10 protein-coding genes are annotated in these 12,481 nt (G+C 68.1%); 8 read left to right on the top strand and 2 right to left on the bottom strand.

From position 1 onward, the window contains the following. Window positions 1–48: 48 nt before the first annotated feature. Entirely contained in the window at window positions 49–591 is a 543-nt protein-coding gene (locus JQX08_RS11540) for an NUDIX hydrolase (RefSeq protein WP_346727593.1), read from the bottom strand. Between the two features lie 4 nt (window positions 592–595). Further along, window positions 596–1,666: a DUF2333 family protein gene (locus JQX08_RS11535; protein ID WP_205348523.1), complete on the bottom strand. Its 1,071-nt coding sequence runs from the start codon at window positions 1,664–1,666 to the stop codon at window positions 596–598. A gap of 296 nt (window positions 1,667–1,962) precedes the next feature. On the opposite strand from JQX08_RS11535, the gene JQX08_RS11530 reads away from it, so the two are divergent. The 8 genes from JQX08_RS11530 to JQX08_RS11495 all read left to right on the top strand — a co-directional run bounded on the left by JQX08_RS11530 (window position 1,963) and on the right by JQX08_RS11495 (window position 12,387). Then, window positions 1,963–3,585, top strand: coding sequence for a response regulator (locus tag JQX08_RS11530; protein WP_205348522.1), 1,623 nt, complete (start codon window positions 1,963–1,965; stop codon window positions 3,583–3,585). Window positions 3,586–3,734: 149 nt separating this feature from the next. Further along, window positions 3,735–5,699, top strand: coding sequence for a methyl-accepting chemotaxis protein (locus tag JQX08_RS11525; RefSeq protein ID WP_205348521.1), 1,965 nt, complete (start codon window positions 3,735–3,737; stop codon window positions 5,697–5,699). Window positions 5,700–5,787: 88 nt separating this feature from the next. Continuing rightward, on the top strand, window positions 5,788–7,530 hold the full coding sequence (locus JQX08_RS11520) for a protein-disulfide reductase DsbD (protein ID WP_205348520.1): 1,743 nt from the start codon (window positions 5,788–5,790) through the stop codon (window positions 7,528–7,530). 142 nt (window positions 7,531–7,672) lie between these two features. Further along, a complete protein-coding gene (aroQ, locus tag JQX08_RS11515) occupies window positions 7,673–8,116 on the top strand; it encodes a type II 3-dehydroquinate dehydratase (RefSeq protein ID WP_205348519.1) in 444 nt (147 codons plus the stop codon). 48 nt (window positions 8,117–8,164) lie between these two features. Continuing rightward, a complete protein-coding gene (gene accB / locus JQX08_RS11510; protein WP_205348518.1) occupies window positions 8,165–8,620 on the top strand; it encodes an acetyl-CoA carboxylase biotin carboxyl carrier protein in 456 nt (151 codons plus the stop codon). A gap of 17 nt (window positions 8,621–8,637) precedes the next feature. Then, the gene (gene accC, locus JQX08_RS11505; protein WP_205348517.1) at window positions 8,638–9,990 is read left to right on the top strand and encodes an acetyl-CoA carboxylase biotin carboxylase subunit; all 1,353 of its coding nucleotides are present in this window, start codon (window positions 8,638–8,640) and stop codon (window positions 9,988–9,990) included. A gap of 144 nt (window positions 9,991–10,134) precedes the next feature. After that, window positions 10,135–11,013: a 50S ribosomal protein L11 methyltransferase gene (gene prmA, locus JQX08_RS11500; RefSeq protein ID WP_205348516.1), complete on the top strand. Its 879-nt coding sequence runs from the start codon at window positions 10,135–10,137 to the stop codon at window positions 11,011–11,013. Window positions 11,014–11,073: 60 nt separating this feature from the next. Continuing rightward, on the top strand, window positions 11,074–12,387 hold the full coding sequence (locus JQX08_RS11495) for a DUF3426 domain-containing protein (RefSeq protein ID WP_205348515.1): 1,314 nt from the start codon (window positions 11,074–11,076) through the stop codon (window positions 12,385–12,387). Window positions 12,388–12,481 lie beyond the last annotated feature (94 nt).

Here is a 12,481-nt window from a genome sequence, read left to right as displayed (position 1 = left end):
GCAGTACGGAGGCGGACTCGCGACAAAACATCGCGAATGAATTCGCGCCTACCGACCTTGGGTGGCGACCAGATAGCGCTGCAAAGCCGCCAGCGAATCCGGGCAGTAGGGTTTGATATGGGTTTCCGCCAGCGCCTCGGCGAGCGGAATGAAGCGCGCCTCGAGCACCTCTTCGGGCTGCAGCACCAATGGCGCGTCGGACACTGCGGAAAACGCCGTGCACCACAGACGGCTTTCCGGGGCGTCGTAGAGAAAGTGTGCGTGCTCGACCAGCGCCACGTCGCGGATGCCGAGTTCTTCGGCCAGCTCGCGGGCCGCCGAGTCGGCGTAGCTCTCGCCTTCGAGGACCATGCCGCCGGCGGCGACGTCCCAATAGCCGGGGTACAGCGCCTTGCTCAGGGTGCGGCGATGCACGCACAGCTCGCCGGCCGAGTTGAACAGCAGGATGTAGGTGCCGCGCCCGAGCAGGCGCCGGGCGCGCAGTTCGGCGCGTGGCACGCCGCCGAGTGGGCGATCCTGCTCGTCGACCCAGGCGACTCGCTCGGCATCCGAGGCGGCGCGATGCGCCGCTTCGTCCACGCCCTGGCTCACGACCTCAGCCCTGGCTGAGCAGCTGACGCAGGTCGATCACCGCCGCGTTGGCCCGCGAGATGTAGTTGGCCATTACCAGCGAGTGGTTGGCGAGGATCCCGTAACCGCTGCCGTTCAGCACCATCGGGCTCCACAGCGGCTCCTGGGCGGCTTCCAGCTCGCGGATGATCTGCCGCACGCTGACCGTGGCGTTCTTCTTCGCCAGCACGTCGGCGAAGTCGATCTCGATCGCCCGGAGGATATGCGACAGCGCCCAGGCCTGGCCGCGCGCCTCGTAGAACACGTTGTCGATCTGCAGCCACGGCGTGGCGACACGCTGCTCGCTGAGCGGCGGCGCTTCGCCCGGCGCCAGTTCGGTGGCCGGGGTCACTCCGGCGTCGTCCAGACGCACCCGGCCGACGCTGGCGGACAGCCGCTGCGACAGCGAGCCGAGGCGCGTGGCGACGTCGCCCAGCCAGTTGTTGAGGTTGTCGGCACGCGAATAGAACTGCGCGTTGGGCTGGTTCGGATCGGCCAGACGGGCCAGGTAGCGGTCCAGCGACTTGATGCCTTCCTGGTACTCCGACTCCGAGGAGGGCAGCGCCCAGCTCTTGTTGTCGAAGTTGAAGCGCGGCTCCGCGCGCGCCAGGTCGGCGTCCTCGGTGGACTGCGACTGCGAGCGGGCGAAGTCCTTGCGCAGCGCGCGCGACAGGTCGCGGGTCTGCACCAGCACGCCGTATTCCCAGCTCGGCATGTTGTCCAGCCAGAGACCCGGCGGGAACAGGTCGTTGGACAGGTAGCCGCCCGGCTTGTCGAGCAGCGTCTGGGCGACCTGCTTGAGGGTCTCCACGGTGGCGTAGCCAATCACCAGCTGGCGCTTGCTCTGTTCGGCGGCACTCTGGACATGCTGCTGCACGGGGAAGAGGTCCGGTTCCTGGCTCCAGTACCAGCCGACCACCAGTGCGGCCAGCAGGTACAGGCCGACCAGCAGGCCCAGGGCGCGGCTCCACAAGCCGGCAAAGTAGCTGCGCGCGCCATCCAGCGAGTCGGCGGTCCGCGCGCGCGCAGTGCCGGCGCGATTCTTCCAATCCAACATGAGCGTGTCCTTTACGTGAACGAAGGCAGAGATTCAGACCACAACGCCCGAGCAGGGTTGCCGTCCGCGGCGGTCACTATAAGTTAAGCAGTCTGGGCGACGTAGCCGGCCGGCGGCAAACTTTGAGTGGGCGGATCGCCGGACCGCCCCAGCGAGAACTCGCGCACACCCGCACCGACCGCCCAGCGGTGGCAGTCACCTGGTCGAATGATTGGCAGTACTATCGTACCGATGCCAGCTTGGTGATAGCATCGAGCCATCATGCTTGCCCACCGCCCAGAATAAGAAGTCGAGCCATGAGCGAAGCCGAAGACCTGAGCCACGACCGCCTCAAGCACCATTTCGCCCAACGCGTGATCCACCAGGCCCGTCAGGTGCTGGAGGTCTGGCAGCGACTGCAGCACAGCGAGTGGAACGGCGCCGACATGGCCGAGATGAGCGAGGCGAACATCCGCCTGCTGCGCTACGCCGAGCGCTTCGAGCAGACCGAGCACGCTGTGCTGGCGCGCGGTGTGGAGCAGAGCCTGAACGCCGTGCTGGCCAACAAGGGACGCCTCAGCAGCCCGCTGATCAGCGAGCTCAACCAGCTGATGCAGCGCCTGTCGCGCACCGGCCTGCGGCATGGCGACCAGTTCGAACAAACCTTCCTGCCGCCGCTGCGCAAGCCGGTGTACCTGGCCCTGGAAGACGCCGAGCGCGCTGAGCGGCTGGCCCAGCAGATGGAGTTCTTCGGCCTGCTGGCGCAGCCGCTGAACAGCGCCGAGGCGTTCCATGCGGCGATGAGCGAGCGCCACCCGGCCGCCATCGTCATGGAAGTCGATTTCTCCGGCCCCGGCGCCGGCCTGGCGCTGGCCGAATCGGTGCAGGAGAAGCTCGAGCACAAGCTGCCGCTGCTGTTCTTCAGCCACGAGGAAACCGACACGCCGACTCGCCTGGCCGCAGTGCGCGCCGGCGCTCAGGAATTCTTCACCGGCACCCTGGACGCCTCGACGCTGATCGAGCGCATCGAGATCCTCACCCGCGTCGCGCAGTACGAGCCGTTCCGCGTGCTGGTGGTCGACGACTCGCGGGCCCAGGCCACCCACACTGAACGGGTGCTGAACAGCGCCGGGATCGTCACCCGCACGCTCACCGAGCCGATCCAGGCGCTGCACGAGCTGTCCGACTTTCACCCCGACCTGATCATCCTCGACATGTACATGCCCGACTGCAGCGGCACCGAACTGGCCAAGGTGATCCGCCAGCACGACCGCTACGTCAGCGTGCCGATCATCTACCTGTCCGCCGAGGACGACCTCGACAAGCAGCTCGACGCGATGAGCGAGGCCGGCGACGACTTCCTCACCAAACCGATCAAGCCACGCCATCTGATCGCCACCGTGCGCACCCGCGCCAACCGCGCGCGCAACCTGCAGGCGCGGATGGTCCGCGACAGCCTGACCGGGCTGTACAACCACACCTACACCCTGCAGTTGCTCGAGGACGCCTGCGCCCGCTCGCGGCGCGACGGCAAGTCACTGGCCTTCGCCATGCTCGACATCGACCACTTCAAGAAGGTCAACGACAGCTACGGCCACCCGATGGGCGACCGGGTGATCAAGAGCCTCGCGTTGTTCCTCAAGCAGCGCCTGCGCAAGACCGACTACATCGGCCGCTACGGTGGCGAGGAATTCGCCGTGGTGCTGCCGGACACCGACGCGGCCACCGCCGCCAAAGTGCTCGACGACATCCGCCGGCGCTTCGCCGAGATCCACTACCCGGCGCAGCCGCTGGACCTGAGCTGCACGTTCAGCTGCGGCATCGCCCAGCTGGAAGGCGGCATCGACGGCGCGACGCTGTCCAAGCGCGCCGACGAAGCGCTGTACGTCGCCAAGCACGGCGGCCGCAACCGCGTGGAGCAGTTCGCCAGCACGCCGTGACGCGGCCTCGCGTCATCTGCCTGCAACAAAAGCGCAATACGCTGCCGGGACCTGCAGCCTCGCCCCAACCCGCACGCTAGAGCCTTCACCGGCCGGCAGCGGGACACCCGGGGCGGGCTGTCTACCGTTCAGTTGTCGGTGGAAGTCCCATGCGCTTAAAAGTCCTGACCAACCTCAACACCCTGCTGCTGGTGGCGGCCTGCCTCGCCCTCGGCGCGACCCTCTGGTGGTCGCAGCGCGCCCTCGAGCGGCCCTATGAACTGATCTCGCGCTACCTCGACCTGTCGCAGCAGTTCGAGCAGGCGGTGGCCGGCAACATCCGCGACTACCTGGCCAGCGGCGACGCGCTGCGCCACCAGGCGGCCGGCCAGGCGCTCGACGACCTGGCCAGCCAGCTCGACCAGCTGCCCGCGCCACTCGCCGCCCCGCTGCGCCCGAGCCTCGACGAACTGCGCCAGTTCACCAGCAATCAGCTGCTCGCCGCCGGCAAGCTGGCCGGCGACCCGCAGGGTCTGCTGCTGCAGGCCGAGCGCGAACTGGCCGGCAGCCTCGACCAGCTTGACCGCTACGCCAGCGCCGCGAGTGGCGCGGACGCGATCGCCTACCGCGCGCCACTGCTCGGCGCGGCGCAACATCTGCTGCGCCTCAGCCACGCCCGCGAACGGCTGGTCGCCAGTGGCCGCGACGAACTGCTCGCCGACCTGCAGCGCGAACTGGCCGCCCTCGACGCGGAGGCGCAGCGCCTCGCCGCCCTGCCCCTGCTCGGCGTGCGCGAGGCCGGCGGTTCCGCCGCCGACGACTTCGCCGCACTGATGGGTCTCGACAGCAACGCTGCACAGGCCGGCGGCGAAGACCGCGGGGTGAGCCTCAAGCGTGAGCTGAGCAGCCTGCTGCAGCGCTACCCGGCCGAGCTTGAGCGCACTCGCACGCTGATCCGCCAACGCGGCGAACTGGCCGCCGCCAGCACGGAACGGGTCGCCGCCCTGCAGCGCGCGCTAGTCGCCAGCGAACCGCTGCTGCGCGCCGAACATGCGCGCATTCAGGGTGAGGTACGGCTGCTGCAAGGGCTGATGATCGGCCTGATCCTGCTGATTGCGCTCGCCGTCGACCGCATCCAGCGCCGCCTGGCGCAACTGCTCGGCCAGCTCGGTCCGGCCCTGGCGACCTGGGCGCAGGGCGATTTCACCCGGCCGGTCGCGCTGGGCACGCGGATTCACGAACTGGCCGCTATCGAGGATTCGCTGAACCGCCTGCGCCACTACCTGGTCGAGCTGGTCGATACCTTGCGCGGCCACGCCGAGCAGGTCGCCGGCAGCAGCCGCAGCCTGGCCGAACTGAGCAGCGGCCTGCACCAGGGCGCCGAACGCCAGGCCGGCGATACCGCGCAGATCCGCGACGCGCTGGGCGAACTTGAAGCGACCATCCAGCAGGTCGCCGGCAACGCCGGCCAGGCGGAAGCCGCCAGCCGCGACGCCGGCCGCGCCCTCGAGCACGGCCAGCAGGTCATCGCCGAGAGCCTCGGCAACCTGCGCACGCTGGTCGACGAGGTGCGCGACAACGCCCAGGACATCGAGCGCCTGGCCGAGGAAACCACGACCATCGGTCAGGTGCTGACAGTGATTCGCGGCATCGCCGAGCAGACCAACCTGCTCGCCCTCAACGCAGCGATCGAAGCGGCGCGTGCCGGCGAGATGGGCCGCGGCTTCGCCGTGGTCGCCGAGGAAGTGCGCTCGCTGGCGCTGCGTACCAGCGGTGCGACCGGTGAAATCCAGCAGCTGATCGGCCGCCTGCAGCAAGCCGCGCTGCACTCGGTGGGCGCCCTGCGCAGCCAGGTCGAGCATGCCGAGAGCAGCGCCGCCCAGGCCCGTGCCGCCGACGGCGCACTCGACGAGATCGTCGCGGCGATCGGCGTGATCGGCAGCATGGTCGAGCAGATCGCCGCCGCCAGCACCCAGCAGAGCGGCGCGGTCAGCGAGATTCGCGACCACAGCGAACGCATCCACCAGCGCGGTGACGACAACCTGCAGCGCATCGGCCAGGGCCGTCGCCAGGGCGAGCACCTGCTGCAGCTCGGCGACCGCCTGCAGGCGGAGGTGCAGGCGTTCCGCGTCTGACGCACGGACACGCGCTGCGGTAATTCGTCACCGCAATCGCAGCGCGGAGTTGGTTATCATGCGGCGATCGCCACCCGCCGAGTCCATCATGCGTCGTCTGCTGCCCCTGCTGTTTCTCCTGCTCGCCCTGCCGGCCGCCGCCGCCGGGCTGTTCGACAAGCACGTCAATCCGCAACTGGGTGCGCCGCTGAACAACAGCGCCGACTTCCTGCCAGTGCGCGAGGCGTTCCGCCTCAGCGTGGTGAGCAGCACGCCGGAGGCGGTGAAGCTGCGCTTCGTGCCGGCCGAGGGCTACTACTTGTACCGCCACCGCTTCCAGTTCGCCGTCGAGCCGAACGACCTCGCGGGGACGCCGGTGCAGCTGCCACCGGGCGAGCCGAAGCACGACCAGTACTTCGGCGACGTCGAGGTCTACCACGGCGTGCTCGACGTCGACGTGCCGCTGAACAACCCCTACAAGCTGCCGCTGCGCCTCAAGGTCACCTACCAGGGCTGTGCCGACAAGGGCCTGTGCTACCCGCCGGAAACCGAGCTGGTGCCGATCGGCGAGCTGCCCAGCGCGACGCCGGGCGTGCCGGCCGGTGAAGACGGTGCCTGGAGCTGGCACGCGCTGGCGCTGTTCTTCCTCGCCGGGCTCGGCCTGACCTTCACCCCCTGCGTGTTGCCGATGCTGCCGATCCTTTCCGGCGTGGTGCTGCGCGGCCAGGTCGGCGGTGTGCGCGGCTTCAGCCTGTCGCTCGCCTACGTGCTGCCGATGGCGGTGTGCTTCGCCGCCCTCGGTGCGCTGATGGGGGTGTTCGGCGCCGAACTCAACCTGCAGGCGCGCCTGCAGTCGGCCTGGGTGCTGGTGCCGTTCGCGGCGTTCTTCGTGCTGTTCGCCCTGGCCATGTTCGGCGTCTACGAACTGCGCCTGCCGCGCTTCATCAGCGAACCGCTGGATCGCCTGGCCGGCAAGGCCGAGGGCGGCTCGCTGTGGGGCGCCGCGCTGCTCGGCGTGCTGTCCAGCCTGCTGGTCTCGCCCTGCGTGTCGGCGCCGCTGGCCGGTGCGCTGCTGTACATCAGCGCCAGCGGCGATGCGCTGGGCGGCGGACTCAAGCTGTTCGCCCTCGGCCTCGGCATGGGCGCACCACTGGTGCTGTTCGCCACCGGCGGCGGCGCGCTGCTGCCGAAGTCCGGTACCTGGCTGCTGACCGTGCGCAACGCCTTCGGCGTGCTGCTGCTGGCAGTCGCGGTGTGGATGCTCGAGCGCCTGCTGCCCGGCCCGCTGGCGCTGTCACTGTGGGCGCTGCTGGCCGCCGGCACCGCGCTGTTCGTCGCCCGCCGTGGCTTCATGCGCCTGGGCATCGGCCGCCACGTCAGCCTGCTCGGCGCGCTGCTGCTGCTCGGCTACGCGCTGACCGCCAGCGTCGGCGTGGCACGCGGCGGCGCCGATCCGCTGCGGCCTTGGGCCGGCGCCCTGGCCACTGGCGAATGGCAGACGCTGAGCGAGCCGGCCGCGCTCGACCGCGCCCTCGCCGCGGCGAAAAGCGCCGGCCAGCCGGTGCTGCTCGACTGGTACGCCGACTGGTGCATCAGTTGCAAGGTGATCGAGCGCGAAGTGTTCGGCGCCGCAGCGATCGAGCCGCGCCTGCAGGCCTACCGCCTGCTGCGTTTCGACATCACCGCCAGCACCGCGGAGCAGCGCAGCCTGCTCGACCGCTACAAGTTGTTCGGCCCGCCGGCGATCCTGTTCTTCGCCGCCTCGGGCGAGGAGCGCGGCGAGCTACGGGTGATCGGCGAGATCGACGCCGAGGCCTTCGCCAAGCGACTGGACAAAGCCGACCAACACTGACGATCCAGTCACTTTCAGACGAAACATCCATTTCGTCGTTCTGCAACGAAAAATCGCCATCATGCGGGCTACTCCTTGAAACTGGACAGCCCGCCGCGGCGTCCGGCATAGTCCGCCCCATTCCTTCATGCAGGACAGATCCATGGCCAATCTGCTGGTTCTTCACGGACCCAACCTCAACCTGCTCGGCACCCGCGAGCCAGGCGTCTACGGCGCGGTCACCCTCGAAGCCATCAACCAGGACCTGCAGCGCCGCGCGCAGGCCGCCGGCCATCAGCTGAGCTACCTGCAGAGCAACGCCGAGCATGTGCTGATCGAGCGCATTCACGCCGCCAGGAACGAAAGTGTCGACTTTATCCTGATCAATCCGGCCGCTTTCACACATACCAGCGTCGCATTACGTGACGCATTGCTGGCAGTGAGCATCCCATTCATCGAAGTGCACCTCTCCAACGTGCACAAACGCGAACCTTTCCGCCATCACTCCTACTTCTCCGACGTTGCGGTGGGAGTGATCTGCGGCCTTGGCGCCAGCGGTTATCGACTGGCTCTGGAGGCTGCCCTGGAACAACTGGCCGCCGCGTGACCCGGCGACGGCCCGAACGCCCTTACCGACCTTGGGAGTTGATGCTTAATGGATATTCGTAAAGTCAAAAAACTGATCGAACTGCTGGAAGAATCCGGTATCGACGAGCTGGAAATCCGCGAAGGCGAAGAATCCGTGCGCATCAGCCGCCACGGCAAGGCCGTCGCCGCACCGCAACCGGTGTACGCCGCTGCCCCGGCGCCAGTCGCCGCGCCGGTTGCCGCCGCTCCGGTCGCTGAAGCCAGCGCCCCGGCCGCCGCCAAGCTGAACGGCACCGTGGTCCGCTCGCCGATGGTCGGCACCTTCTACCGCGCGGCATCGCCGACCTCGGCGAACTTCGCGGAAGTTGGCCAGAGCGTGAAGAAAGGCGACATCCTCTGCATCGTCGAAGCCATGAAGATGATGAACCACATCGAGGCGGAAACCAGCGGCGTGATCGAATCCATCCTGGTGGAAAACGGTCAGCCGGTGGAATACGACCAGCCCCTGTTCACCATCGTTTGATGCGCGGGGAGCCTGCGATGCAGCTGGAAAAAGTCCTGATCGCCAACCGCGGCGAAATTGCCCTGCGCATCCTGCGCGCCTGCAAGGAAATGGGTATCAAGACCGTGGCGGTGTACTCCACGGCCGATCGCGAACTCATGCACCTCGGCCTGGCTGACGAGACCGTGTGCATCGGCCCGGCACCGGGCGCGCAATCCTACCTGCACGTCCCGGCAATCATTGCCGCGGCGGAAGTCACCGGCGCCACGGCGATCCACCCGGGCTACGGCTTCCTCGCCGAGAACGCCGACTTTGCCGAGCGTGTGGAAAACTCCGGATTCGCCTTCATCGGTCCGAAAGCTGACACCATCCGCCTGATGGGCGACAAGGTCTCCGCCAAGAACGCCATGATCAAGTCCGGCGTTCCGGTCGTGCCAGGTTCCGAAGGCCCGCTGCCGGAAGACGAAGAAACCGCACTGAAGATCGCCCGCGAGGTCGGTTATCCGGTGATCATCAAGGCCGCCGGTGGCGGTGGTGGTCGCGGCATGCGCGTGGTGCACAAGGAAGAAGACCTGATCAAGTCGGCCAAGCTGACCCGCACCGAAGCCGGTGCAGCGTTCGGCAACCCGATGGTCTACCTGGAGAAGTTCCTCGGCAATCCGCGTCACGTGGAAGTCCAGGTGCTGTCCGACGGCCAGGGCAACGCCGTGCACCTCGGTGACCGCGACTGCTCGCTGCAGCGCCGCCACCAGAAGGTCCTCGAAGAAGCCCCGGCGCCGTACATCGACGAGAAGGCGCGCGCCGAAGTGCTGCAACGCTGCGTCGACGCCTGCATCGAGATCGGCTACCGCGGTGCCGGTACCTTCGAGTTCCTCTATGAAGACGGCCGCTTCTACTTCATCGAGATGAACACCCGCGTGCAGGTCGAACACCCGGTCACCGAGATGGTTACTGGCATCGACATCGTCAAGGAGATGCTCAGCATCGCCGCTGGCAACAAGCTGTCGTTCAAGCAGAGCGATGTGGTGATCCGCGGTCACGCCCTGGAGTGCCGGATCAACGCCGAGGACCCGGACAACTTCATGCCCTGCCCCGGCAAGGTCAAGCACTTCCATGCTCCGGGCGGCAATGGTGTGCGTGTCGACTCGCACCTGTACAGCGGCTACTCGGTGCCGCCGAACTACGACTCGCTGATCGGCAAGCTGATCACCTACGGCGCAAGCCGCGACGAGGCGATGGCGCGCATGCGCAACGCCCTCGACGAGATCGTGGTCGACGGGATCAAGACCAACATCCCGCTGCACCGCGACCTGACCCGCGACAAGGGCTTTGCCAAGGGTGGTGTGAACATCCACTACCTGGAGAAGAAGCTCGGCATGGACAAGCACTGAGTCCCTGCCGCTTCGCCACACGGGCTGCCTTCGGGCGGCCCGTGTGCTTTCCGGGCGGCGCACCGGTAGCCGCCCCGGCGACGCTGCAGTAAGCTTGCCCGCCTTCCGGCCGCCCACGGCCGTACCGCTTTCACGAGGTTCGCCATGCCCTGGTTACAAGTTCGTCTCGCCATCAGCCCGGAGCAGGCGGAAACCTACGAAGATGCCCTGCTCGACGTCGGCGCCGTGTCGGTGACCTTCATGGACGCCGAGGACCAGCCGATCTTCGAACCGGACCTCGGCACCACCCCGCTATGGACCCACACCCACCTGCTCGCCCTGTTCGAGGCCGATACCGACCCCGACAACCTGGTCGCCCACCTCGAACTGCTGACCGGCGGCACCCTGCCGACCCACCAGATCGAGCGCATCGAGGACCAGGACTGGGAGCGCAGCTGGATGGACAACTTCCAGCCGATGCGTTTCGGCCGCCGCCTGTGGATCGTGCCGAGCTGGCACGCCGCGCCGGAGCCCGACGCGGTCAACCTGCTGCTCGACCCCGGCCTGGCGTTCGGCACCGGCACCCACCCGACCACCGCACTGTGCCTGGAGTGGCTCGACGGCCAGCCACTGCAGAACTGCAGCGTGCTCGATTTCGGCTGCGGCTCGGGCATCCTCGCCATCGCCGCGCTGCTGCTCGGCGCGCCGCGGGCGGTCGGTACCGACATCGACCCGCAGGCACTGGAGGCCTCGCGCGACAACGCCAGCCGCAACGGCATCGCCGCCGAGCGTTTCCCGGTCTACCTGCCGGCCGAGCTGCCGCAGGCGCCGGCCGACGTGGTGGTCGCCAACATCCTCGCCGGGCCGCTGGTCCAGCTGGCGCCGCAGATCACCGCACTGGTCAAGCCGGGCGGCCATCTGGCGCTGTCCGGCATCCTCGCCGAACAAGCCGACGAAGTGCGCGCCGCCTACCAGGACGCCTTCGACCTCGACCCGACTGCCAGCAAGGACGGCTGGGTGCGCATCAGCGGCCGTCGCCACTGATGCCCCGGCCGGCAGCCTTGCGTTAGACTAGCCGCCGTTCTTTTTCACCCGGATCACCGCATGATCGACAGCTTCGTCACCCGATGCCCGCACTGCAGCACCAGCTTTCGCGTCAGCCGCGCACAGCTGGGGGCGGCTCGCGGCGCCGTGCGGTGCGGCGCCTGCATGCAGGTGTTCAACGCCGGGCAACAGCTGCTGATCGACCAGCCCGGCGCGTTCACCGCGCCGCCGGCACCGGCCAAGCCGGCGGTCGAACCGACCAAACCGAGCGCCGCGGCGCCGACGCCGACCGCCAAGACGCCGCCGAGCAAAGACCCCGGCACGCTGTGGATTCACGACGACCTCGACCTCGACAGCCTCGACCTCGACGAAGAGCTCGCCCGCCTCGAGCAGCAGGAACAGCAGCTCAGCCAGGAATTCCTCGCCCTGGAGCGCGCGCCGAAGCCGGCCGAACGCCTGCTCGACGCCGCCCAGCCGCAGCCCGCCAACCCACACGACGAAGCCTGGGCCGAGGCGCTGCTGCGCCAGGAACAGCCACGCAGTGCGCAACCGCCTGCGGCGCCTGCCCCCGCCGCGCCCGAACCGCCTGCCGCGCCGGCCGTGGCGCGCCAGGAGCCGACCCTGGACCTCGCTGCCGATTCCGAAGCAGCAGAAAAGGACGAGGCAGCGAGCGAGGCGAGCGACGCCGCGGACAGCGAACTCAACGATGACTTCCGCCTCAGCGCCGAACGCGCGGAACCGGAGGCCGACGAGCCGCAGGCGGACGACCCGGGCTTCTCCGCGCTGCCACCGCCGCTGGTGCGCCGCAACGAAACCATCGCGCTGCGCGAAGACAGCCTGGCGCAGCTCAGCGACGAACCGCTGCAGCTCGACTGGCAGCAGCCGAAGAAACCCTGGGGGCGCTGGATCGCCTGGGGCCTGCTCAACTTGCTCGGCGCCCTGGCGCTGGCCGGCCAGTACGTGCTCTACCACTTCGACGAACTGGCCCGGCAGGACCAGTACCGCCCGTGGTTCGAGCAGCTGTGCCCGGAACTCGGCTGCAAGCTGCCGTCGAAGGTCGACATCGAGCTGATCAAGAGCAGCAACCTGGTGGTGCGCAGCCACCCGGAATTCGCCGGCGCGCTGGTGGTCGATGCGATCCTCTACAACCGCGCGCCCTTCTCCCAGCCGTTCCCGCTGCTGGAAATGCGCTTCGCCGACCTCAACGGGCAACTGCTCGCCAGTCGTCGCTTCAAGCCCAGCGAATACCTCGCCGGCGAACTTGCCGGACAAACGGAAATGCCGCCGCAGACGCCGATCCACATCTCGCTGGATATCCTTGATCCAGGGCCTAAGGCGGTCAATTACAGCCTCAGCTTCCACTCCCCGGAATAAGCGGCCGCTTCGCCTGCAGGCCGCGGATTTGCTGATTTAAAAGCACCCGCGATAAGCCGATAACTGTTCAGAATTTGTTCAAAACAGCCTTTAT

It is taken from the genome of Zestomonas insulae, from assembly GCF_016901015.1.
GTDB classification, from domain to species: Bacteria; Pseudomonadota; Gammaproteobacteria; order Pseudomonadales; family Pseudomonadaceae; genus Aquipseudomonas; species Aquipseudomonas insulae.
Note: the sequence above shows the minus strand (reverse complement) of the source record. Positions and strands in the feature narration are given on the sequence as shown.

Coding starts and splice junctions, on each gene's coding strand:
- accB (WP_205348518.1), top strand. CDS start 8,165: ATGGATATTCGTAAAGTCAAAAAACTGATCGAACTGCTGGAAGAATCC.
- aroQ (WP_205348519.1), top strand. CDS start 7,673: ATGGCCAATCTGCTGGTTCTTCACGGACCCAACCTCAACCTGCTCGGC.
- JQX08_RS11530 (WP_205348522.1), top strand. CDS start 1,963: ATGAGCGAAGCCGAAGACCTGAGCCACGACCGCCTCAAGCACCATTTC.
- JQX08_RS11535 (WP_205348523.1), bottom strand. CDS start 1,666: ATGTTGGATTGGAAGAATCGCGCCGGCACTGCGCGCGCGCGGACCGCC.
- JQX08_RS11525 (WP_205348521.1), top strand. CDS start 3,735: ATGCGCTTAAAAGTCCTGACCAACCTCAACACCCTGCTGCTGGTGGCG.
- accC (WP_205348517.1), top strand. CDS start 8,638: ATGCAGCTGGAAAAAGTCCTGATCGCCAACCGCGGCGAAATTGCCCTG.
- prmA (WP_205348516.1), top strand. CDS start 10,135: ATGCCCTGGTTACAAGTTCGTCTCGCCATCAGCCCGGAGCAGGCGGAA.
- JQX08_RS11495 (WP_205348515.1), top strand. CDS start 11,074: ATGATCGACAGCTTCGTCACCCGATGCCCGCACTGCAGCACCAGCTTT.
- JQX08_RS11520 (WP_205348520.1), top strand. CDS start 5,788: ATGCGTCGTCTGCTGCCCCTGCTGTTTCTCCTGCTCGCCCTGCCGGCC.